This window comes from Haemophilus aegyptius, assembly GCF_900475885.1.
Classification (GTDB): domain Bacteria; phylum Pseudomonadota; class Gammaproteobacteria; order Enterobacterales; family Pasteurellaceae; genus Haemophilus; species Haemophilus influenzae.
The window spans coordinates 880,212-904,662 of record NZ_LS483429.1; the positions used below are offsets into that span (position 1 = coordinate 880,212).

Genomic DNA, 24,451 nt, shown 5'->3' on the forward strand with positions numbered 1-24,451 from the left:
TACCTCCTTAGAAAGTTTTAATCATAGAAAGCCAAAATTGGTGTTTATCGGCATTATCAATATTGTTATCAAGCGGCTTGGCGACACTGACGTTGATGGCATAGCTGCCAGCATCTGAAAGAGAAAGTCCTGCACCAACGCTTTGTAATTTCACGCTATTTTTCACGCCTTTTGCGAGAAATTGGCTATTTTTATAATATTTTCCCAAACCATAGTCATAGAACAATGAACTAACTAGCACACTTTGGGAAAAGACTGGTAAATAATGTTTGAATTCTGTTTGTATCAAATGCCCTTCATCCACAGAAGCCGCACCAGCTTGATGTCCACGTACTCCAGACAAACCACCAAGCAACATTTTCTGTGAGCTTTCAAGGGTTTTATCGGCAAACTGACCGTTTATACCAATATTGAAAGCAAAAGATTTTGGTAAAATTTGCTCGTGAGACAAGCGGTAGTTATATACCGTAAAATGCGATTTTGCTTGAAAATTCTCTACGGCATACTGTTTTTTTTCACTAGTTTGATTCGCTAAATTACCGAACAAGGTAGATAATGAAAAATAAGTTGTCCCATCTTTAATAAGATTCCAAGAACCGTCAATCCCTGCAGTTAAACTATTTATTTTCCGTTTTTGTTTCGCATAAACCGCTTGTTGTTTATCCGTAAGGTTTTGATGATTAAAGCTCACTTTAGTACTTAAACGAAAATTTGGTGTACGGATTGTTGGGTGCAACAAATAAGCCCCTAAGGTATGGGAATGCCCTTGAGATTGTAATGATTTAAAATTACCACCTAATTTGTAGTCGAGATAGTTAGCCGTTACACCAAAACGCGTAGAATAACCATCAATTAAAGAGGAATAATCTATACGAGCATTTTTTAAATTAGCCTGATTAGAACTCATTAAATCCAGTTTCAATTCATCGCCCCAGCCATTCAAATTACTGACTTTTGTCCCCGCAGCCAAACGGTAACGCCCTGTATATTTGTTGCCTTGGTTATCTACTGAAACATAACTAGAAAAACGTTTTGCATCGTTAATCTTAATCAGTAAATTCGCTTCGCCGACTTTTTTGCCTGCGGAGAGTTGCAAACCAGCATTTACCCCTGGAACATCGTTCATTGTTAAAGCAAATTTTTCTAACTCATCTTTCAAAATAAATTCGGACGTATTCACTGTTGTATTAGAGAGACGGGATACAAATTTATTGCTTAATGCGCTGTGATTTTGCAAGCGTATTTCGCCTACATTACCTTTAAGTAACAAAATTTTTACCGTACCTTGCTCAATTTCCTGCGGTGGTAAAATTGCTTTTGCCACTAAATAATTATTATGACGATAAAATTCGCTGATCTCATTTGCTAAATTACTTAAATCTGACAGCGATACCTCTTTTCCTACATAATTTTTTAAAATATGTGCAAGCTCGTCTGTGACGACTTCTTGATTGTTTCGATCTAAAATCTGTACTTGCGTAAGTGGAAATTTCAGTCCTTGTTTATACTGTGCAGTATAAGGCGAATTTGCCGTTTGATTAAATAATTCGCCACTAGGTTTGGCTTCTGATTGAATTTGACGTTGTTCTAGTTCACGGTTCAATGATCCAGTATCTGGCTGACCTAATGCCATCACTGATTTACTCAAAACAAAGCCTAAACTGACCGCACTTGCAATAACAGAATAACGAGGTCTCATTTTCATTCCTTATGTCCTATTAATTGATAAAATTACAAAAATTGAGGGAAAACAGCTTTAGGGCGTTTTTCCAAAGTAAATTTAGAAGCTATAAACCGCACTAATTTTCGCATTACGACCAGTGCCTTCCATTAAACTAAACGCGGGTTGATATTTTCTATCAAACAAGTTTTCCAGTGCAAAATCTAAACGCAGGTTTTTCCATTCGCCTTTTAATGGTGCATAGGTAGCACGAAGATCGGTCAGTATATAACTTGGGTAGGTAACACTATGATCTTTAGGCACTCGGCGTTGAGCAGCGTAATGGGTTACTGTCGCTCCCACCGTGAATTTGTCTTTTACTAAAGCATAATTTACCCCTACGCCGATTTTGCTTGCGGCAATGTTTGATAAAGCTTCGCCACTATCTTTATCTTTACCTTTGGTGCTGCCATAGTTAGTAAACAGTGTTAAACGTTCTGTTTGGTATTGAGCTTGCAATTCAATACCGCTTAAACGGGCATTAGTTATGTTTTGATACTGGGAATTTTTTGGCAAAAATGCTCCATTTGCACTTGCATTTTTATTTGCACCTGCATTTGTCTTTGCATCATTAAATATTTTTAAGTTAATAAAATCTTTCACATCATTACGGAAATAAGTCGCTTCAATTTTGAATTTATCGCCTTGTTTAAACAGACTATCAAAATGTAGATTTGCGGTAATTTCTTTATTTTTCGCTGTTTCAGGGCGCAAATTTGGATTTGCTACAAATCTATTGACTTGATTTAGCCCTCGAGTCTCTGCTCCAAAGTGAGCACCACTCACAAACCGCTCTTGCATAGATGGTGCTCGGAAAGCTTCATTATATTTGGCAGTAAAATCTAACCAATTGGTCACTATCCAAGTTAATTTTGTGGCAGGAGATAAATGATTATCCTTGTATTTTACAGTTTTACTTGAGGTATCGTAGTGGTCATAACGTACACTTGGCGAAACTAGCAATTTTTCCCCAAATAGCGGAATATGGGCGATTAAATAAACGCCTGTAGTGTTTGAATTCGCATTATAGGGTTCCGCTCGAAACTTCGCATCTTTATCGTTTGTGCCTCGTTCGGTACGGATTTTATCTCGCATATAATCCACCCCATAAACAAAGGAAATGTGAGATAATTCGGAAGAATTACGTAAATTTATACCTCGGGTAGTCAATTTAGTCTGATCTTTCACACCACTGACTTTACGCTGTTCTTTCTCAATAGTTTTATTGTTATACAGTGCGATATGCGTATTTAGATAAGGATTATCTGGCGTTAAATAATAGTTAAATACCGTGCTTTGATCAGGAATTTGTTGATCAGTTAAATAACTGACACTACCTAAACGTGTTTTCACGCCAGAGTAAAACTTTGATATTTCTGGTGCTGATGGTCTTTTAGGAGGAAAACTGTTGCTTGATCCGTGGAACTCGTTGATTTGATCTTTAATTTGTTCATTAGTAAGTTCGTTTTCCACCTCATTATTGCTTGGTGCTGTTTGTTTAAAACGAGTTTCGCGGTGGGATAATTCCACGCGGTTCGCATCATTAATTTGCCAACCAAACTTTGCTAAGCCCCCAAACTGTTTATAGGCGGTATTATTCAGCTTGTTGCCTTTACCAGTGCGTAAATTATCCGCATTATTATAGAAACCACTAATAAGAACATCGAATTTGTCATTTGCCGCAAATACAGAAACATCCTTTTCCGATAAATTATTAGCAGTTTGATAACCTTGGCGAATTTTAACTCCGAATTTGTCATTATTTTTCAATAAGTCTAAAGCATTTGGCGTACGCATTGCCACAACACCACCCAATGCACCGCTACCCCATAAGGAGCTACTTGGTCCTTTGATTACTTCAATTTCTTGGATGAGTGACATTGGAAGAAAATAAGAACCTCTATGTGCTAAATCAAAATTTTGTCTCACGCCATCAATAACTTGCACAACACGATTATCACTTAACCCTCGAATATTAGGTTTTTGAGCAATGCTTCTCGAACCGCCTCTAACATCAACATTGGGAATGTCTTCTAACGCATCTGCAACACTAGTCGCTTGCTTGGAAAGAAGACTATCTTTAGATTGTTTTTCTGGCGTATAAGCAAACCTACTTGGATCTCGTGTCGCAATAACGTTGATAGAGTCTAATTCAACGGATTGCGCTAGTGCATTTGCTGTCACTAAGGTTGTTGTAATTGCAAGGGAAAGTTTAGAAAATCGCATCTGTTTTCCTTATTGTAATAATTAAAAATAGGAGAATGGCGATGATAATAACGATGATTACAATAATAATCAATTGGTTTATTTATAATCATTTGCATTTAATTGCGTAAAATTCAAACTAATTTTGGATTTCAATCTGTACCTGCAAAAATTGGACTAAATAAGCAAGAGATTAAGGTATAGATTTTATGACTAAATATAAATTATTTTAACAACAAGCTATTGATTTTTAACTTAAAAAACTAAAGCTCGTACTTTCCAAAAACAACTTTCAAGTTGGCTATATTAAAACCATCTAAGTTTTGAGATATAGATTGTTTTTTCAAAATAACCCCAATTTTTTCATTTGTTCAATGACGGGTTCCACTTGAATCTCTGCCATCAAATTTTTCCCTTTTAGTTTGGTTGCCCAAGGTAGTTCAGAAGATGGTTTGCCAAATTCTTTTTGGGCATTTTTTTCATATACTGATATCACGTTATCTAAATTATTATAAGGCGCAGTACGCAAAGGATTGTGATAGGCATATAAGCCAATAACTGGTGTTCCTTGTGTTGTCGCAATATGGGCAGGGCCAGAATCTGGCGAAAGCACCAAATCAACCTTAGAAATTAAAGCGGTAAGCTGTTTTAGGTTTGTTTTTCCTGCAATATTGGTGGGTGTGAAATGGCAAAGTGCGGTAATTTTTTCGACTATTTCTAATTCACGTTTGGCTGGCGAACTGCAGAAAATTACATTGATATTATGCTGATGGGCAATATTGGCAACCTCTGCATAACCTTCGATTAGCCAATCTTTTTCTGCTTTGCTAGAACAAGGGGAAATTAATAAATTTTTACGAGAGAAATCAATAAATTGATCGGCAAATTTATAATCATCTTGTGAGATAGCTAATTCCCATTTCGGTTCTGCTTTCGGCACGCCAATATATTCAGCGAAAGCCATAAATCCATCTAATACGTGGGGCGATGAGGGATCAGTGATACGACGATTTACAAATAGCCATTGCCCTTCTCGAGAACGTTTTTCTCCAAATCCAATTTTGAATTTTGCTTTAATTCCTAAAGAAAGGATTGATGCACGAAATGCTGTTTGCATATTTAATAGTGCATCAAACTGCTTATTTTTTAGTTGTTTCCAAAGTGATAAAACGCCTTTCCATCCTGTTTTTTTATCGTAAGGAATAAGCGTGATATTAGGAATGCCTGAAAGTAAACCCATTTCGGTTTTGCCTACAATCCAAGTTATTTCTGTTTGGGGATAATATGCCTGAATGTGCTGAACCACAGCTAAGGCGTGGCAAACATCGCCTACCGCTGACAATCGGAGAATACAAAGGGATTTTGGAGCTTCGGTAAAAAGTGGCATTGACGTTCCTTTATCATTTAATTTGTGCTTATTTTAAAGTAGAATAAGCCCATTTTCTATTCATAACAACGTTCCAATGCACCAATTCCAACAAGATAACCAATATTTTATCTTTAATTTTGACCGCACTTTTGAGCAAGCAACCGAGTTTTTCCAAGCGGAATTTTGGCAAAAACAAGAACGAGTGATAGGGAGTGCAAAAGGTCGAGGCACTACTTATTTCCTGCAAACGGAAGATTGGTTTGGCGTAAATTGTGCGTTGCGTCATTATTATCGCGGTGGACTTTGGGGTAAACTGAACAAAGATCGTTATCGTTTTTCTGCTCTTGACACTACTCGTAGTTTTGCTGAGTTTCATTTGTTGCAACGTTTGTATGAAGCAGGTTTGCCTGTGCCTAAACCCATTGCTGCACGTATTCAAAAAGGCAAGTTAGGTATTTGCTATCAAGCGGATATTTTGACCGAGAAAATCGAAAACGCGCAGGATTTAACCGCACTTTTACAAACACAAACATTGCCAAAAGAAACTTGGAGGCAAATTGGTCGTTTGATTCGAAAATTACACGATTTACAAATTTGCCATACAGACTTGAATGCACACAATATTTTGCTTCAACAAGAAGCTGAACAAGAGCAAAAATGTTGGTTACTCGATTTTGATAAGTGCGGTAAAAAATCAGGGGATTTTTGGAAAACACAAAATCTGAATCGTTTAAAACGTTCTTTTGAAAAAGAAGTTGGACGAATGAATATTCAATTTACCGAGCAAAACTGGGCTGATTTAACGGCAGCTTATCATCAATAAAAGGACTAATTATGAAACAAAAAATTGTACTTGCTACAGGCAATAAAGGCAAAGTGAAAGAAATGGCTGATGTTTTATCTGATTTTGGCTTTGAAGTGATTGCACAAACAGATTTAGGCATTGAAAGCCCAGAAGAAACAGGCTTAACTTTCGTTGAGAATGCGTTATTAAAAGCACGTTATGCATCAGAAAAATCAGGTTTACCTGCTATTGCGGATGATTCAGGCTTGGTGGTTTCCGCACTTAATGGCGCACCAGGTCTGTATTCTGCTCGTTATGCTGGTGAAGAGGGCAATGATGCTAAAAACCGTGAGAAATTATTGGCAGAGCTTGCTCATGTTGCACAAGATCAACGCCAAGCCAAATTTGTGAGTTGTATCGTGTTTTTACAACATCCAACGGATCCATCGCCAATTATCGCCGAAGGTGAGTGTTGTGGCGTGATTGGTTTTGAAGAAAAAGGCGAAAATGGCTTTGGTTATGACAGTTTATTCTTTAGCCCAGAACAAGGTTGCACATTTGCTGAATTAGAAACGGTTGAGAAGAAAAAAATTTCTCATCGAGCAAAGGCATTGAGTGTTTTAAAAAGTAAATTATAAAGTAAATAAAATTATTTAATCTATCAAAAAAATAACCCAAAAAATAATAATTCACACGTTAATCAGAGATAATTTCATGACAGACAGACAGACAGACAGACAGACAGACAGACAGACAGACAGACAGACAGACAGACAGACAGACAGACAGACAGACAGACAGACAGACAGACAGACAGACAGACTGTCAGTCAGACAATGAATATTATATTTTCGTCTGACAACTATTATGCACCTTATTTAGCTGTAAGTATTTTTAGCATTATTAAAAATACACCTAAAAAAATAAATTTTTATATTCTTGATATGAAAATAAATCAGGAAAATAAGACCATAATAAATAATTTAGCAAGCGAATATTCTTGTAAAGTATTTTTCTTGCCAGTTTGTGAGTCAGATTTTCAAAACTTTCCAAAAACAATAGATTATATATCTTTAGCTACTTACGCTAGACTAAATTTAACTAAATACATAAAGAATATAGAAAAAGCTATTTATATTGATGTGGACACATTAACAAACTCTTCACTTCAAGAACTTTGGAATATAGATATAACGAACTATTATTTGGCAGCATGTCGAGATACTTTTATTGATGTAAAAAATGAAGCTTATAAAAAAACAATTGGTTTAGAAGGATATTCTTATTTTAATGCGGGCATATTATTAATTAATTTAAATAAATGGAAAGAAGAAAATATTTTCCAAAAATCAATAAATTGGATGAATAAATACAATAATGTTATGAAATACCAAGATCAAGATATTCTAAATGGTATCTGTAAAGGAAAAGTAAAATTTATTAATAATAGATTTAATTTTACACCAACGGATCGAAATTTGATTAAAAAGAAAAATTTATTATGCGTAAAAATGCCAATAGTTATTTCTCATTATTGTGGTCCATGTAAATTTTGGCACAAAAAATGCGGTCACTTAAATTGTCATATAGGAAATTTACTTTTAAAAGAAATGGATAAAATTATTAATATACCATCATCTTGGTATGATCATTTTGAGAAAATCCCTTTTTTAATTAAAATAAAAAGATTAAGAAAGAGAATAAAAGATAAATTAATATATGGTATCTATTAAAAATCAACTGTTTTAATAATTATTAAGGTTACATCTTACTAAATTATTAGTATCTTCTAACTCTGAATTAGCTCAATAGCTTTTATTGCCTATTTTTTAACTAATCTTTTAAAGATTTTTATTTTTTAGAGTAAAAAACTTGACTAAACCAGAGTAAATCTTTATAGTTTGCAAACCTTTTACGGTGAGATGTCCGAGTGGTTGAAGGAGCACGCCTGGAAAGCGTGTATGTGGGAAACTGCATCAAGGGTTCAAATCCCTTTCTCACCGCCATTAATCCCGTCAAATAATATCTATCTTGTTAAAAAATATAAATTTAATCTGTATCTTTCTCATTAGTCTCTATTTTTATTAAAAGCAATTTAAGAAAAAATTAATCAAACGCTTAGGAAATTTATACGTATTTGCCGATCGGTTTTTTAGATTTTTTGGTGTGTTTTATAAAATAAAATTTCGCTCTGTAGGGCATTGTTTAAGTTTATGAAGTTATTGAAGATAAAGTTGTCGTTTATGTTCTTGTAGTGGATAAGCGTGAATGTACTGAAGTTTACATCGCCGTGCACGATAGGTTAAATTAATCTATATTTAATAAAATTTATTAATATTTTGAGTTAATATCATCAATTTTTAGTGATTTAATTGTTTCATCTAAAATTAATCTGACAGACATATCATTTTACAATAAGGCTGCCAGATTAGATTTTATCTACAGTATTTAGTTTTCAAAAGAATCTTTTAAACGTTCATCAGCTCGGCGAGATTCACTTTTATGTTGAAGTTTATTAAGCTGACGTTCTAATTTTTCTTCCACTTCATTAATTGCTTTATACATATCATCTGAAGTTGCACTGGCTAATAAATTGCCTAAGGGTGTGCCAATAGAGGCTTCGACACTAAATCCATTAGGTACTTTGTTTAAAACAAAATGTGGGCTAATTAACTGCGTTTGCCACTTACCTAACTTCGCAAGTCGTTCCTCCAAGTGTTCACGAATTGCAGGGGTGATGTCCATTTGTTTACTGGTAATATTAAGTGTCATAGCATTTACCTCTTTGTTGCGTGATTTAAATTCTAGTTAATAACAAAATAGCGTTCTTATTTTAGATTTTCAAGTGTTTTAAAGATAAATATCAGAGTAATTTTCAAAAGGATGATCTAGGTCTCATGTTTAAATATTTATTATTTTAGAGAAATTATTATATGACGCCCCCTATTGAATTAAAGTACTTGATAAATCCTGTAATTGTTTGTTATACGCGGTAGTGAGTGTTAAAACAATGCGATTTAAACGTTCCGAAGTATAATATTGTTTATCTGATACATTTGGTGTAAAAATAATACCATCTCGGCGCATATGTAAAATAGATACGGTAAGTGCACTTACATCAGCTGTCATAACTTGTTCTATTTGATATTTTATTTCTATAGATTTATCGCCAATTCGTTCTGTTTTTGCCCAATCAGTTGTTAAAATCGAACCATCTGTTGTTGATGAAATACCCTCATCTTTCAACAAACGCTTAACTTGCTGAAGATTATATAGTTTTGCCTGTTGTTTTGGATAGACAATCAACGAACGTTCGCCATCAAATTTTGTTATTGAATTTTGAATAATAGCGAGAGGGATTAATGGTGGGCGAATATCAATATCTTCCCCTTTTTTCACTTCAATATTAGGTAATGAATAGGCATCATCAGCTTTTGGTAACTGTACCCCTCCAGTAGCCAAAGGGGAAAAATGGGGAATGCTCGTCTCAGATTTTTGAAATGAGTCGTTGGTTGCTTTTAAGGTTTCAGGATTAGACGAACAACCAGCTAGAATAATAGCCGTTATTAAATTCAATATTATTTTTTTCATATATTAACCTTAACTAAATTGAAAATTTGATAAATTCTGACCGCACTTTTTGATTATTTTACTGATCTATAATACCTAAAAGTGAGGGGTAATTACTTACCCCTTTATTTTTATAACAATCCTGCGATTTTTAGCGCATCTTCTACTTTTGGTTGAATTTCTTCACTAAGTGTTGTAAGTGGCAAGCGTAAATGTGGCGATTTAATTAAGCCTAAGCGATAAGCTGCCCACTTCACTGGAATTGGATTAGATTCAATGAACAGGTCGTGATGTAAACGCATTAAACGAGCATTAATTTCTTCCGCTTTATCAAAATCTCCCGCAAGTGCATAACGGCACATATCAGCCATATCTTTTGCTGCAATGTTATTTGTTACTGATATTACTCCTTCAGCACCTAATTTTATTGCTTCTAAGCCTGTTGCATCATCGCCACTTAAAACAATAAAATTCTTACCTGCAAGCTGCTTAATTTTAACTATTCGGCTAACATCTCTCGTTGCTTCCTTAATGCCTACAATATTTTCAATTTCAGCTAAACGAGCAACTGTTTCTGGTTTCATATCACTGCCTGTGCGACTAGGAACGTTATAAAGAATCTGTGGTAAATCAGTACATTCCGCAATGGCTTTAAAATGTTGATACATTCCCTCTTGGGTTGGTTTATTATAATAAGGCACAACAGATAAACATCCTGCTACACCACTGTCTCGTAATAATTTGGTCATTGTAATTGCTTCACTCGTCGCATTTGCACCCGCTCCCGCAATAATAGGAATACGTCCTTTGGCAAATTCAACAGTCTTTTCAATGACTTTTACATTTTCTTCAATACTTAGCGTGGCGGATTCTCCCGTTGTACCCACAGAAACAAGCGCATTAGAACCAGCTTCAATGTGGTGTTCTACTAATTTTTCTAAACAGGAAAAATCGACTTCGCCATAATGATTCATTGGCGTAACAAGGGCAACTATGCTACCCGAAAATAAAGGATTTTGCGCTGACATATAACCTCCGTCGGTTTTTAATTTTATTTTATTATTTGGTTTCACTTGTTATAGTCGCTAAAATAACTTTAATTTGCAAATTTTTTTTCATTAAAGGAGTTTTTTATGAATCCATTATCTGTTGGTAATCAAGCACCTGCTTTTACCTTATTAAATCAACAAGAAAAATTTGTTTCTTTAAGTGATTTTCGTGGTAAAAAAGTTTTAATTTATTTTTATCCAAAGGCTCTCACTCCAGGCTGTACCACACAAGCCTGCGGATTGCGCGACAGTAAATCCGAATTAGATGCACTAGGTTTAGTTGTACTTGGTATTAGTCCTGATGCCCCGAAAAAATTAGCTCAATTTATTGAGAAAAAAGAACTTAATTTCACATTGCTTTCTGATCCTGATCATCAAGTTGCGGAGCAATTTGGCGTATGGGGCGAAAAAAAATTTATGGGGAGAACTTACGACGGTATTCATCGAATTAGTTTTTTAATCAATGAAAGCGGAACTATTATGCAAGTATTTGATAAATTTAAGATAAAAGACCATCATCAAATGATCATTGATTATCTTCGTTCCCTATAATATTTCAAAAAATAACCGCACTTTTCCACATAAAGTGCGGTAAAAAATTCATAAATTTTTAAATTCAAGGTTTACGCATTATTCAGCCTTTGCTAGAATTCCCCGAGTGATTGAAATTCATTCTCAATTATATTCTCAAAAAAATTTCTCAAATAACAAGGAAAAAAAATGGTACAACTTTTTGATTTTTTACAACAGTACAGTGATTATTTTATCATCGGTTTATTATTACTGATGAGCATTATTATGCTTGCGATGGTAATTGAACGTTATCTTTTTTTAAGAAAGGTAAGCGTGGCACATTATTCTACTATTCACGCATTAGATATTGATTTAAACCGTAATATGACAGTGATTTCTACCATCGGTGCAAATGCGCCTTATGTTGGATTACTTGGTACAGTTATCGGGATTTTATTAACTTTCTATCAAATCGGTCACGGCGGTGGCGACATTGATCCAAGTGTAATTATGTTGCACTTATCTTTAGCATTAAAAGCAACTGCATTAGGTATTCTAGTGGCTATTCCCTCTATGGTGTTTTATAACGGTTTGGGGCGTAAAGTTGAAGTTAATCGTTTAAAATGGAAAGTATTAAGCGAACAAAAAGATAAGGAATAATTCGTGAAAAAATTCGATGAAATCAACATTATCCCTTTCATTGATATTATGTTGGTGCTACTTACTGTGGTGCTTATTACTGCATCTTTTATCTCTCAAGGTAAAATTCAAGTAAATGTACCAAAAGCTAGTACAGCGGTCGCATTTAAATCTGACGAGCTGGCTAAATTATTGACAGTGACAGCGGATAAACAACTCTATTTTAATGATAAACCTATTTCTCAAGAAGCTCTAGAGGCAGAAATTGCTCAATGGAATAAAGATCAGAAAGTAACTTTAAAAATTGATGCTGAAGCCTCTTTCCAAGATTTTGTGACGATTACAGATATGCTTTCTAAAAATGAAATCAAAAATGTGGCAATTGTTTCTATGAAAGATAAGGGAAAAAGTGCGGGTAAAAATTCTCAAGAATCTACTCCTTCTCAATCTGTACCAACTACGCCGTAAGGAATAATTATGCAGCAAACAAAACGTTCGCTATTGGGTTTGCTTATTTCTTTGATCGCACACGGTATTGTTATAGGATTTATCTTATGGAATTGGAATGAGCCAAGTGATAGCGCAAATAGCGCACAAGGCGATATATCTACAAGTATTTCTATGGAGCTATTACAGGGCATGGTGTTGGAAGAACCTGCTCCAGAGCCAGAAGATGTACAAAAAGAGCCAGAAAATGTACAAAAAGAGCCAGAACCAGAAAAACAAGAAATTGTAGAAGATCCAACAATAAAACCTGAACCGAAAAAAATCAAAGAACCAGAAAAGGAAAAGCCAAAACCAAAAGAAAAGCCGAAAAATAAACCTAAAAAAGAGGTTAAACCACAAAAGAAACCAATCAATAAAGAGCTACCAAAAGGCGATGAAAATATTGATTCAAGTGCCAACGTAAATGATAAAGCAAGTACAACAAGCGCAGCTAATAGCAATGCACAGGTAGCAGGAAGTGGAACGGATACGAGTGAAATAGCGGCTTACCGTTCTGCAATCCGCCGTGAAATTGAAAGCCATAAACGTTATCCAACTCGAGCGAAGATAATGCGCAAACAAGGAAAAGTGAGTGTATCTTTTAATGTAGGGGCTGATGGTTCGTTAAGTGGTGCTAAGGTTACAAAATCCTCAGGCGATGAAAGTTTAGATAAGGCGGCATTAGACGCTATTAACGTATCTCGCTCTGTTGGAACAAGACCCGCAGGATTCCCTTCGAGTTTAAATGTGCAAATTAGTTTTACTCTTCAATAAAATGTGATATGGAAGATAAATGGTAGCAATTAATCTTCCCTAAAACTAAAGCTATAAAATTAAGGACTAAATCTATAATCATAGGTTTAGTCCTTTTAATTAGTAAAATAAAAAGAGAAGCTCTCTTTTATTCAGCTTCTCTCTGATTTTTATCATTTACTTTTCAATCTATGTAATTTAGAACGGAATATCGTCATCAAATCCATCCATTGGTGGTTCAGCCTGTGGTGCAGATTGTTGTGGAGCTGGGCGAGATGATTGATAACTATTACCATTGTTAGTTTGACGAGCTTGGTAAGAAGGTTGTGGCGCACCGCCCATATCATTACCATAACCACCTGCGTTTTGATTACGTCCACCAAGCATTTGCATTACATCGCCTTGAATTTCTGTGGTGTAACGATCTTGACCGTTTTGATCTTGCCATTTACGTGTTTTTAAACGACCCTCCACATACACTTGAGAGCCTTTGCGTAAATATTCGCCGCAAATCTCTGCTTGACGACGATAGAATACAATGCGGTGCCATTCTGTTACTTCACGGCGTTCGCCAGTATTACGGTCGTTCCAGCTTTCACTGGTTGCTACGCTGATATTTGCAACGGCATCGCCGTTTGGCATAGTACGAATTTCAGGATCATTACCTAAATGACCTACAATAATGACTTTATTAATTCCAGCCATAAAAAAACCTCATTTTTTATCTAAAAAAAGTGCGGTTATTTTGCCTGAAATTTTTTAAAAGATCTATATATTTTAACTGGATATTTACACAGATATTAAAATATGCGATAATGATCGCAAAATTTACATTTATTTCATACTTTTGAGTTATTTTATGGAAAATATCGATATTCGCGGGGCTAGAACCCATAACCTGAAAAATATTAATTTAACTATTCCACGCAATAAACTTGTGGTGATTACTGGGCTTTCAGGTTCGGGAAAATCCTCTTTAGCCTTTGATACACTTTATGCGGAAGGGCAACGCCGCTATGTTGAATCTCTTTCGGCGTATGCGCGTCAATTTTTGTCTTTAATGGAAAAGCCTGATGTGGATTCTATTGAGGGACTTTCCCCTGCAATTTCGATTGAACAAAAATCTACCTCACACAATCCACGTTCTACAGTGGGAACAATTACGGAAATTTACGATTATTTACGTTTATTGTTTGCACGAGTAGGGGAGCCGCGTTGTCCAGATCATGATGTTCCATTAACTGCACAAACAATTAGTCAAATGGTGGATAAAGTATTAAGTTTGCCAGAAGACAGCAAGATGATGTTACTTGCGCCAGTTGTCAAAAATCGAAAAGGCGAACACGTTAAGATTTTAGAAAATATTGCTGCGCAAGGTTATATTCGTGCGCGTATTGATGGCGAGATTTGCGATTTATCTGATCCGCCAAAATTAGCCTTACAGAAAAAACATACTATTGAAGTAGTGGTTGATCGTTTTAAAGTGCGGTCAGATTTAGCAACACGTTTAGCAGAGTCTTTTGAAACCGCATTAGAGCTTTCAGGTGGCACTGCGATTGTGGCAGATATGAATAATCCGAAAACGGAAGAATTAATTTTTTCAGCAAATTTTGCTTGTCCGCATTGTGGTTATTCTGTGCCAGAATTAGAGCCTCGTTTATTTTCCTTTAACAATCCTGCAGGTGCTTGCCCAACTTGTGATGGCTTGGGTGTGCAGCAATATTTTGATGAAGATCGTGTGGTGCAAAATCCAACTATTTCTCTTGCTGGTGGTGCGGTAAAAGGTTGGGATCGTCGTAATTTCTATTATTATCAAATACTTACATCATTGGCGAAACATTATCATTTTGATGTTGAAGCCCCTTATGAATCTTTGCCAAAGAAGATTCAACATATCATTATGCAGGGTTCAGGAAAAGAGGAAATTGAATTCCAATATATGAATGATCGTGGCGATGTGGTTATTCGCAAGCACCCTTTTGAAGGGATTTTGAATAATATGGCTCGCCGATATAAAGAAACGGAATCAATGTCGGTGCGTGAAGAATTAGCGAAAAATATTAGCAATCGACCTTGTACAGATTGTGGCGGTTCTCGTTTGCGACCCGAAGCGCGTAATGTGTATATTGGAAAAACCAATTTGCCGATAATTGCGGAAAAAAGCATTGGCGAAACCCTCGAATTTTTTACCGCACTTTCTCTCACTGGTCAAAAAGCACAAATTGCGGAAAAAATTCTTAAAGAAATCCGCGAGCGTTTGCAGTTTTTAGTCAATGTTGGTTTGAATTATCTTTCTCTTTCTCGTTCTGCTGAAACTCTTTCAGGTGGGGAGGCGCAACGTATTCGCCTTGCGAGTCAAATTGGTGCGGGACTTGTTGGCGTAATGTATGTATTAGATGAACCCTCTATTGGCTTGCACCAACGTGATAATGAACGCTTACTTAATACGTTAATTCATTTGCGTAATCTTGGTAATACGGTAATTGTCGTGGAGCACGATGAAGACGCGATTCGTGCAGCTGACCATATTATTGATATTGGACCTGGTGCTGGCGTGCATGGCGGACAAGTTATTGCGCAAGGAAATGCCGATGAAATTATGCTCAATCCAAATTCCATCACGGGAAAATTTTTATCGGGCGCAGATAAAATCGAAATCCCGAAAAAACGCACCGCACTTGATAAGAAAAAATGGCTCAAACTTAAAGGTGCATCAGGTAATAACTTAAGAAATGTGAATTTAGATATTCCCGTTGGTTTGTTTACTTGCGTGACAGGTGTGTCTGGTTCAGGAAAATCCACACTTATTAATGACACCTTATTTCCACTTGCGCAAAATGCGTTAAATAGAGCGGAAAAGACGGATTACGCACCTTATCAATCTATCGAGGGATTAGAACATTTCGATAAAGTTATTGATATTAACCAAAGCCCGATTGGGCGCACGCCACGTTCAAATCCAGCCACTTATACAGGCTTATTTACCCCAATTCGCGAGCTTTTTGCAGGGGTGCCAGAGGCACGTGCGCGCGGTTATAATCCAGGACGTTTTAGCTTTAACGTACGAGGTGGACGCTGTGAGGCTTGTCAAGGAGATGGTGTACTCAAAGTTGAAATGCACTTTTTGCCCGATGTTTATGTTCCTTGCGACCAATGTAAAGGCAAACGCTATAATCGCGAAACCTTAGAAATTCGTTATAAAGGCAAAACCATCCATCAAGTTTTGGACATGACGGTGGAAGAGGCGCGCGAGTTTTTTGATGCGATTCCAATGATTGCAAGAAAATTACAAACCTTGATAGATGTGGGATTATCTTATATTCGATTAGGTCAATCTTCCACAACACTTTCAGGCGGCGAAGCACAACGCGTGAAACTAGCAACGGAACTTTCTAAACGTGATACGGGTAAAACTTTGTATATTCTAGATGAACCGACGACTGGTTTGCATTTTGCTGATATTAAGCAATTACTTGAAGTACTGCATCGATTACGCGACCAAGGAAATACTATAGTCGTCATTGAACACAATCTTGATGTGATTAAAACCGCAGACTGGATTGTCGATCTTGGTCCAGAGGGAGGCAGTGGCGGCGGACAAATTATTGCGACGGGTACACCAGAGCAAGTTGCCAAAGTAGAAAGTTCCCACACCGCTCGCTTCCTTAAACCGATTTTAGAAAAACCTTAGAAAAAATGACCGCACTTTCAGAGAAAACTCACATAAAGTGCGGTTATTTTATTAGTGATATTGTTTTAATTTTAATTATTTGTATAAATTACATACAATATTAATCCATCGTAAGATAAGATTACCCACTAAGTATTAAGCCAAAACCTAGAAATTTTGGCTTAATTACTATATAGTTTTACTCCTTTATTTTCTTTTGTGCCTTTTAGTTCGTTTTTTTAGCTGAAATCCCTCAGAAAATCACCGCACTTTTATTGTTCAACTATTGTTCAATAGTCGTTTAACCACGTATTTTTTAATACGAAAAATTACTTAATTAAATAAATTTTATGAAAAAAAACTGTATTTTGTCTGAATTTTTTAACCGCTTGTATTTCATTAGGGATAATATCGCAAGCTTGGACAGGTCACACTTATTTTGAGATTGACTACCAATATTATCGTGATTTTGCTGAGAATAAAGGGAAGTTCACAGTTGGGGCTAAAAATATTGAGGTTTATAACAAAGAAGGGCATTTAGTTGGCACATCAATGACAAAAGCACCTATGATTGATTTTTCTGTGGTGTCGCGAAATGGGGTGGGGGCATTAGTAGGCGATCAGTATATTGTGAGTGTGGCACATAACGGCGGATATAACGATGTTGATTTTGGTGCAGAAGGACGAAATCCTGATCAGCACCGCTTTACCTATCAAATTGTAAAAAGGAATAATTATCAGGCTTGGGAGAGAGAGCATCCTTATGATGGAGATTATCATATGCCACGTTTACATAAATTTGTAACCGAAGCTGAACCGATAGGTATGACTATCCTGAGCGTGTGCGTATAGGTTCAGGACACCAGTATTGGCGTACGGATAAGGATGAAGAAACAAATGCATATAGTTCATACGATATTTCAGAGGCGTATAACTACCTTATTGCAGGAAATACACATACTCAAAGTAGTGGCGATAATGGTACAGTTCATTTTAGCGGTAATATAATTAGATCTAATCATTATGGTCCATTACCTATAGGAGCTCAGGGTGATAGTGGCTCACCAATGTTTATTTATGATGCGGAGAAACAAAAATGGTTTATAAACGGGGTATTACAAACTGGACATCCTTTTGTGGGGAGAGGTAATGGGTTTCAGCTAATACGTGAAGAATGGTTTTATACTGAAGTTTTAGCAGTTGATACCCCTAGTGTTTTTCGACGCTATATTCCCTCAATAAATGGACATTATTCCTTTGTATCAAATAATGATGGTACAGGTAAATTAACTTTAACTAGACCTAGTAAAGATGGCTCTAAAGCTAAATCAGAAGTAGGAACTGTGAAGTTATTTAATCCATCATTAGAGAAAACCGCCAAAGAACGAGCTAAAACAGCTCCAGGATATAATATTTACCAACCAAGAATGGAACACGGAAAAAATATTTACTTTGGTGATCGAGGAACAGGAACTTTAACAATTGAAAATAATATAAATCAAGGTGCTGGCGTATCTATTGGGCAAGATGCAACTGTTGAATGGAAAGTTCACAATCCTGAAAATGATCGCCTATCTAAAATTGGTGTTGGAACACTCTTTGTTAATGGCACAGGTAAAAACCTAGGTAACATTAGTGTGGGTAACTGCACCGTTATCTTAGATCAAAAAGCGGATAATGATGGTAAAAAACAAGCCTTTAAAGAAGTTGGCATTGTAAGCGGTCGAGCAACAGTTCAATTAAATAGTGCAGATCAAGTTGATCCTAACAATATTTATTTCGGATTTCGTGGTGGTCGCTTAGATCTTAACGGGCATTCATTAACCTTTAAACGTATCCAAAATACGGACGAGGGGGCGATGATTGTGAACCATAATACAACTCAAGCCGCTAATGTCAGTATTACTGGGAACGAAAGCATTACTGTTCCAACTAATAAAAATAATATTAATAAACTTGATTACAGCAAAGAAATTGCCTACAACGGTCTGTTTGGTGAAACAGATGAAAATAAACACAATGGACGATTAAACCTTATTTATAAACCAACCACAGAAGATCGTACTTTGCTACTTTCAGGTGGCACAAACTTAAAAGGCGATATTACCCAAACAAAAGGTAAACTATTTTTCAGCGGTAGACCGACACCCCACGCCTACAATCATTTAGACAAACGTTGGTCAGAAATGGAAGGTATCCCACAAGGCGAAATTGTGTGGGATTACGATTGGATCAACCGCACATTTAAAGCTGAAAACTTCCAAATTAAAGGCGGAAGTGCGGTGGTTTCTCGCAATGTTTCTTCAATTGAGGGAAATTGGACAGTCAGCAATAATGTAAATGCCACATTTGGTGTTGTGCCAAATCAGCAAAATACCATTTGCACGCGTTCAGATTGGACAGGATTAACGACTTGTAAAACAGTTGATTTAACCGATAAAAAAGTTATTAATTCCATACCCATAACACAAATTAATGGCTCTATTAATTTAACTGATAATGCAACAGTGAATATTAATGGTTTAGCAAAACTTAATGGTAATGTCACTTTAATAAATCATAGCCAATTTACATTGAGTAATAATGCCACCCAAATAGGCAATATCAAACTTTCAAATCACGCAAATGCAATGGTAAATAATGCCACGTTAAACGGTAATGTGCATTTAACGGATTCTGCTCAATTTTCTTTAAAAAAACAGCCATTTTTCGCACCAAATTCAGGGCGACAAAGGCACAACAGTGACGTTGGAAAATGCGGCTTGGACAATGCCTAGCGATGCTACATTGCAGAATTTAACGCTAAATAATAGTACTGTTACGTTAAATTCAGCTTATTCAGCTAGTCCAAATAATGCACCACGCCGTCGCCGCCGTTCATTAGAGACGGAAACAACGCCAAAATCGGCAGAACATCGTTTCAACACATTGACAGTAAATGGTAAATTGAACGGGCAAGGCACATTCCAATTTACTTCATCTTTATTTGGCTATAAAATCGATAAATTAAAATTATCGAATGACGCTGAGGGCGATTACACATTATCTGTTCGCAACACAGGCAAAGAACCCGTGACCCTTGAGCAATTAACTTTGGTTGAAAGCAAAGATAATAAACCGTTATCAAACAAACTCACATTCACTTTAGAAAATGACCACGTTGATGCAGGTGCATTACGTTATAAATTAGTGAAGAATAATGGCGAATTCCGCTTGCATAACCCAATAAAAGAGCAGGAATTGCGCAATGATTTAGTAAGAGCAGAGCAAGCAGAACAAACATTAGAAGCCAAACAAGTTGAACTGACTGCTAAAAAACAACAAAGTAAGCCAAAAGTGCGGTCAAGAAGAGCGGTGTTTTCTGATACCCCGTCTGATCAAAGCCAGTTAAACGTATCACAAGCCGCACTTGAGGTTATTAATGCCCAACAGCAAGTGAAAAAAGAACGTCAAGCTCAAGAAGAACAAGCGAAAAGACAAGACAAACAAAAAGACTTGATCAGCCGTTACTCAAATAGTGCGTTATCGGAGTTGTCTGCAACAGTAAATAGTATGCTTTCCGTTCAAGATGAATTGGATCATCTTTTTGTAGATCAAGCACAATCTGCCCTGTGGACAAATATCGCACAGGATAAAAGACGCTATGATTCTGATGCGTTCCGTGCTTATAAGCAGAAAACGAACTTGCGTCAAATTGGGGTGCAAAAAGCCTTAGATAATGGACGAATTGGGGCGGTTTTCTCGCATAGCCGTTCAGATAATACCTTTGATGAACAGGTTAAAAATCACGCGACATTAACGATGATGTCGGGTTTTGCCCAATATCAATGGGGCGATTTACAATTTGGTGTAAACATGGGTGCGGGAATTAGTGCGAGTAAAATGGCTGAAGAACAAAGCCGAAAAATTCATCGAAAAGCGATAAATTATGGTGTGAATGTAAGTTATCAGTTCCGTTTAGGGCAATTGGGTATTCAGCCTTATTTTGGTGTTAATCGATATTTTATTGAACGTGAAAATTATCAATCTGAAGAATTGAAAGTGCAAACACCGAGCCTTGCATTTAATCGCTATAATGCTGGCATTCGAGTTGATTATACATTTACCCCGACAGATAATATCAGTGTTAAGCCTTATTTCTTCGTCAATTATGTTGATGTTTCAAACACTAACGTACAAACCACTGTAAATCGCACTATGTTGCAACAATCATTTGGGCGTTATTGGCAAAAAGAAGTGGGATTAAAGGCAGAAATTTTACATTTCCAAATTTCTGCTTTTATCTCAAAATCTCAAGGTTCACAACTCGGCAAACAGCAAAATGTGGGCGTGAAATTGGGGTATCGTTGGTAAAAATCAACATAATTTTATCGTTTATTGATAAACAAGACGGGGCAAATCCCACCTTGTTTATTCCAATAATGGAACTTTATTTTATTAAAGGTATCTAAGTAGCACCCTATATAGGGGATTAATTAAGAGGATTTAATAATGAATTTAACTAAAATTTTACCAGCATTTGCTGCTGTAGTCGTATTATCTGCTTGTGCAAAGGATGCACCTGAAATGACAAAATCATCTGCGCAAATGACTGAAATGCAAACGCTTCCAACAATCACTGATAAAACAGTTGTATATTCCTGCAATAAAGAAACTGTGACTGCGGTGTATCAATTTGAAAACCAAGAACCAGTTGCTGCAATGGTAAGTGTGGGCGATGGCATTATTGCGAAAGATTTTACTCGTGATAAATCACAAAATGACTTTACAAGTTTCGTTTCTGGGGATTATGTTTGGAATGTAGATAGTGGCTTAACGTTAGATAAATTTGATTCTATTGTGCCTGTCAATTTAATTCAAAAAGGTAAATCTAGCGATAGTATCATCGTCAAAAATTGTGATGTAAACGTAAAAGCAACTAAAAAAGCAAATTTATAATTAATCCCAAATAACCAGCATAATTGCTGGTTATTTTATCTTCCCCGAGGGGAGATTTTTTCTTGAGATCATTTTCAATTCAAATTAGACTTACCGCCTATTTTATTTAACCTAAATTTTGTTATGCGTGTTTCAGACTTTAACTTTGATTTACCCGATGAATTAATTGCTCGTTATCCTAAAACTGATCGTGTTTCTTGTCGTTTATTACAGTTAAATGGCGAAAACGGAGAAATTTTTCACCGCACTTTTTCTGATGTATTAGATTTAATTGATGAAGGCGATTTGTTGATTTTTAATAATACGCGCGTTATTCCTGCAAGAATGTTTGGGCGTAAAGCCAGTGGTGGCAAAATTGAAGTTTTAGTTGAGAGAATGTTAGATGAACATCGTTTCTTAGCGCATATTCGTTCATCGAAATCCCCTAAAGAAGGGGCTGAATTATTTTTAGGGGAAGATAAATTAGGCGAAAATAATGGCATTAAAGCAGTAATGAAAGCTCGTCATAGTTCGTTGTTTGAAGTGGAATTAAGTGATAAATCAACCGCTCTTTTAGATGTGTTGCAAACCATTGGGCATATGCCATTACCGCTTTATATCGATCGTCCAGATGAAGAAGCCGATAAAGAATGTTATCAAACGGTTTATAGTAAAGTACCAGGTGCGGTAGCAGCACCAACAGCAGGCTTACATTTTGATGATCCCTTGCTTGAGAAACTTAAAAAGAAAGGTGTGAATTTTGAATTTGTTACATTACATGTGGGCGCGGGAACATTTCAGCCAGTTCGTGTGGAAAATATTGAAGATCACGTAATGCACGCGGAGTATGTGGAAGTTTCTCAAGAAGTCTGTAATGCGATTATCGCAACAAAAAAAGCGGGCAAACGTGTAATTGCAGTGGGAACTACTTCTGTTCGTTCTATTGAAAGTGCGGCACTTTCTGCGGAAGAATTTGGCAATCCAGATTTAATTGAGCCTTATTTTTCTGATACCTCTATTTTTATTTATCCGGGTAAAAAATTCCGAGTGGTGGATTGTTTAATTACTAATTTCCACTTACCTGAAAGCACTTTGATTATGTTAGTTTCAGCTTTTGCTGGTTATAAAAATACCATGAATGCGTATAAGCATGCAGTACAAGAAAAATATCGTTTCTTTAGTTATGGCGATGCGATGTTTATTAATAAAAATTCTAATGTGAGAGGTTTAGAATAAGTTGTTTGACTTGTAATTAGTCAGCACTTACAATAAAGAACAAGAGATGGCGGTAACCATCTCTTGTCGGCATCAACTACTAATAGCCAGTGCTACTTTTCAATAACAGGCAAAGTAGAATAATGATGACCAACTTAATCATAAATTTAGTCATATTTTTATCCTTAGTATGATTAACAAACTCAGGATCTACGAAATAGCCCGACAGCGGCAACTGGCGGACTATCTTAGTAGATCCGCCTCTGCTCAAAGAGCATTGAAAATATGATATCACAAAGCCTGTATTTTTTAACAGGCTTTTTTGTTTAAAAAATCTTCGAACTGTTTATTCGTTGGAGCAAAAATGAAGTATGAATTAGATAAAACAAGCGGCAATGCTCGCCGTGGTCGCTTGGTATTTGAACGTCCACAAGGCATATTCAGTGTAGAAACCCCTGCGTTTATGCCAGTGGGTACTTATGGCACGGTAAAAGGCATGACGCCAGAAGAAGTGCGTGCGACAGGTGCAGAAATTCTTTTGGGTAACACTTTTCATTTATGGTTACGTCCAGGGCAAGAAATTATGCGTAAACACGGTGATTTGCACGATTTTATGCAATGGCATCGTCCGATTTTGACTGACAGTGGCGGTTTCCAAGTATTCAGTTTAGGTAAATTACGTAAAATTACCGAAGAAGGCGTAAAATTCCAAAACCCAATTAATGGTGAGCGTATTTTCCTTTCGCCTGAAAAATCCATGGAAATTCAATATGATTTAGGTTCTGATATCGTGATGATTTTTGATGAATGTACGCCTTATCCAGCGACTTTCGATTATGCGAAAAAATCTATGGAAATGTCACTTCGTTGGGCAAAACGCAGCCGCGATCGCTTTGATGAATTAGGCAATAAAAATGCGCTATTTGGTATTATTCAAGGCGGTGTATTTGAAGAATTACGTAAAGTATCATTAGAAGGCTTAGTGAATATTGGCTTTGACGGTTATGCGGTGGGCGGTTTAGCGGTAGGCGAACCAAAAGAAGATATGCACCGCATTTTAGAATACATCTGCCCACAAATCCCAGCTGACAAACCACGTTATTTAATGGGCGTGGGTAAACCAGAAGATTTAGTGGAAGGCGTGCGTCGTGGCATTGATATGTTTGACTGCGTAATGCCAACCCGTAACGCACGTAACGGCCATTTATTTGTGACAGACGGCATTGTCAAAATCCGTAATGCAAAATATCGTGATGATACCAGCCCGTTAGATCCTCACTGCGATTGTTACACTTGTAAAAACTATACGAAAGCTTATTTATATCACTTGGATAAATGCGGTGAAATTTTAGGTGCACGCTTAAATACCATTCACAATTTACGCTATTATCAACGTTTAATGGCGGAAATTCGTCAAGCGATTGAAGATGATCGTTTTGATGATTTTGTGGTGGAATTCTATGCTCGCATGGGCAAACCTGTTCCGCCATTACAATTAGCGGATAAATCATAATTAATAAAAGTGCGGTAGAAAAATAAAACGTTTTTTGACCGCACTTTT

The 24,451-nt window shown here is 36.4% G+C and carries 20 protein-coding genes, 1 tRNA gene and 1 pseudogene; 15 read left to right on the forward strand and 7 right to left on the reverse strand.

All coding sequences use genetic code 11. The features are described from left to right. Nucleotides 1–7 precede the first annotated feature (7 nt). The 3 genes from hxuB to DQN49_RS04730 form a co-directional block, all read right to left on the reverse strand. Entirely contained in the window at nt 8–1,705 is a 1,698-nt protein-coding gene (hxuB, locus tag DQN49_RS04720; RefSeq protein ID WP_006996213.1) for a heme/hemopexin-binding protein HxuB, read from the reverse strand. 75 nt (nt 1,706–1,780) lie between these two features. Beyond that, complete coding sequence (gene hxuC, locus DQN49_RS04725) at nt 1,781–3,946, reverse strand: heme/hemopexin-binding protein HxuC (RefSeq protein WP_006996214.1); 2,166 nt, start codon at nt 3,944–3,946, stop codon at nt 1,781–1,783. 322 nt (nt 3,947–4,268) lie between these two features. Then, a complete protein-coding gene (locus DQN49_RS04730; protein ID WP_006996215.1) occupies nt 4,269–5,312 on the reverse strand; it encodes a glycosyltransferase family 9 protein in 1,044 nt (347 codons plus the stop codon). Between the two features lie 76 nt (nt 5,313–5,388). Between DQN49_RS04730 and DQN49_RS04735 the strand changes: the two genes are divergently transcribed. The 4 genes from DQN49_RS04735 (at nt 5,389) to DQN49_RS04755 (ending at nt 8,084) form a co-directional block, all read left to right on the forward strand. Then, complete coding sequence (locus DQN49_RS04735) at nt 5,389–6,117, forward strand: 3-deoxy-D-manno-octulosonic acid kinase (RefSeq protein WP_006996216.1); 729 nt, start codon at nt 5,389–5,391, stop codon at nt 6,115–6,117. An 11-nt stretch (nt 6,118–6,128) separates the two neighbouring features. Next, a complete protein-coding gene (gene rdgB / locus DQN49_RS04740) occupies nt 6,129–6,716 on the forward strand; it encodes an RdgB/HAM1 family non-canonical purine NTP pyrophosphatase (RefSeq protein WP_005668864.1) in 588 nt (195 codons plus the stop codon). A gap of 198 nt (nt 6,717–6,914) precedes the next feature. Beyond that, nucleotides 6,915–7,811, forward strand: coding sequence for a glycosyltransferase family 8 protein (locus tag DQN49_RS04750; protein ID WP_032826364.1), 897 nt, complete (start codon nt 6,915–6,917; stop codon nt 7,809–7,811). Between the two features lie 183 nt (nt 7,812–7,994). Next, nucleotides 7,995–8,084: transfer RNA gene (locus DQN49_RS04755), tRNA-Ser, on the forward strand. Nucleotides 8,085–8,526: 442 nt separating this feature from the next. Here the strand turns inward: DQN49_RS04755 and hpf are convergent. The 3 genes from hpf to dapA all read right to left on the reverse strand — a co-directional run bounded on the left by hpf (nt 8,527) and on the right by dapA (nt 10,676). Then, entirely contained in the window at nt 8,527–8,850 is a 324-nt protein-coding gene (hpf, locus tag DQN49_RS04765) for a ribosome hibernation-promoting factor, HPF/YfiA family (RefSeq protein ID WP_005653397.1), read from the reverse strand. Between the two features lie 171 nt (nt 8,851–9,021). Next, nucleotides 9,022–9,669, reverse strand: a complete 648-nt coding sequence (gene bamC / locus DQN49_RS04770) for an outer membrane protein assembly factor BamC (protein WP_006996218.1) — start codon at nt 9,667–9,669, stop codon at nt 9,022–9,024. A 110-nt stretch (nt 9,670–9,779) separates the two neighbouring features. Continuing rightward, nucleotides 9,780–10,676 (reverse strand): 4-hydroxy-tetrahydrodipicolinate synthase, encoded by an 897-nt coding sequence (gene dapA / locus DQN49_RS04775; RefSeq protein ID WP_013525505.1) that lies wholly within the window; start codon nt 10,674–10,676, stop codon nt 9,780–9,782. A gap of 105 nt (nt 10,677–10,781) precedes the next feature. Here dapA and bcp point away from each other — a divergent pair, with 105 nt between their 5' ends. The 4 genes from bcp to DQN49_RS04795 all read left to right on the forward strand — a co-directional run bounded on the left by bcp (nt 10,782) and on the right by DQN49_RS04795 (nt 13,109). Next, nucleotides 10,782–11,249, forward strand: coding sequence for a thioredoxin-dependent thiol peroxidase (gene bcp / locus DQN49_RS04780; protein ID WP_005653400.1), 468 nt, complete (start codon nt 10,782–10,784; stop codon nt 11,247–11,249). Between the two features lie 168 nt (nt 11,250–11,417). Further along, nucleotides 11,418–11,870, forward strand: coding sequence for a TonB-system energizer ExbB (gene exbB, locus DQN49_RS04785; protein WP_005648856.1), 453 nt, complete (start codon nt 11,418–11,420; stop codon nt 11,868–11,870). Nucleotides 11,871–11,873: 3 nt separating this feature from the next. After that, on the forward strand, nt 11,874–12,317 hold the full coding sequence (gene exbD, locus DQN49_RS04790; RefSeq protein ID WP_005694050.1) for a TonB system transport protein ExbD: 444 nt from the start codon (nt 11,874–11,876) through the stop codon (nt 12,315–12,317). A gap of 9 nt (nt 12,318–12,326) precedes the next feature. Next, nucleotides 12,327–13,109: an energy transducer TonB gene (locus DQN49_RS04795; protein ID WP_006996220.1), complete on the forward strand. Its 783-nt coding sequence runs from the start codon at nt 12,327–12,329 to the stop codon at nt 13,107–13,109. 177 nt (nt 13,110–13,286) lie between these two features. Here DQN49_RS04795 and DQN49_RS04800 read toward each other — a convergent pair whose 3' ends face one another. Continuing rightward, on the reverse strand, nt 13,287–13,793 hold the full coding sequence (locus DQN49_RS04800; protein ID WP_006996221.1) for a single-stranded DNA-binding protein: 507 nt from the start codon (nt 13,791–13,793) through the stop codon (nt 13,287–13,289). Between the two features lie 154 nt (nt 13,794–13,947). Between DQN49_RS04800 and uvrA the strand changes: the two genes are divergently transcribed. From uvrA to tgt, 7 genes and pseudogenes are all read left to right on the forward strand, one after another. Then, the gene (gene uvrA, locus DQN49_RS04805) at nt 13,948–16,779 is read left to right on the forward strand and encodes an excinuclease ABC subunit UvrA (protein WP_006996222.1); all 2,832 of its coding nucleotides are present in this window, start codon (nt 13,948–13,950) and stop codon (nt 16,777–16,779) included. 423 nt (nt 16,780–17,202) lie between these two features. Beyond that, nucleotides 17,203–17,870, forward strand: a pseudogene (locus DQN49_RS10690) (S6 family peptidase); the annotation flags it as partial. Between the two features lie 747 nt (nt 17,871–18,617). Further along, the gene (locus DQN49_RS10650; protein ID WP_371258130.1) at nt 18,618–19,535 is read left to right on the forward strand and encodes a S6 family peptidase; all 918 of its coding nucleotides are present in this window, start codon (nt 18,618–18,620) and stop codon (nt 19,533–19,535) included. Continuing rightward, nucleotides 19,528–21,111, forward strand: a complete 1,584-nt coding sequence (locus DQN49_RS10655; RefSeq protein ID WP_371258129.1) for an autotransporter outer membrane beta-barrel domain-containing protein — start codon at nt 19,528–19,530, stop codon at nt 21,109–21,111. The genes DQN49_RS10650 and DQN49_RS10655 overlap by 8 nt, the downstream gene beginning before the upstream one ends. Nucleotides 21,112–21,249: 138 nt before the next feature. Then, nucleotides 21,250–21,696: a hypothetical protein gene (locus DQN49_RS04815; protein ID WP_006996226.1), complete on the forward strand. Its 447-nt coding sequence runs from the start codon at nt 21,250–21,252 to the stop codon at nt 21,694–21,696. Between the two features lie 123 nt (nt 21,697–21,819). Then, entirely contained in the window at nt 21,820–22,911 is a 1,092-nt protein-coding gene (gene queA / locus DQN49_RS04820) for a tRNA preQ1(34) S-adenosylmethionine ribosyltransferase-isomerase QueA (RefSeq protein WP_006996227.1), read from the forward strand. 343 nt (nt 22,912–23,254) lie between these two features. Then, complete coding sequence (gene tgt / locus DQN49_RS04825) at nt 23,255–24,403, forward strand: tRNA guanosine(34) transglycosylase Tgt (RefSeq protein ID WP_006996228.1); 1,149 nt, start codon at nt 23,255–23,257, stop codon at nt 24,401–24,403. Nucleotides 24,404–24,451: the final 48 nt, after the last annotated feature.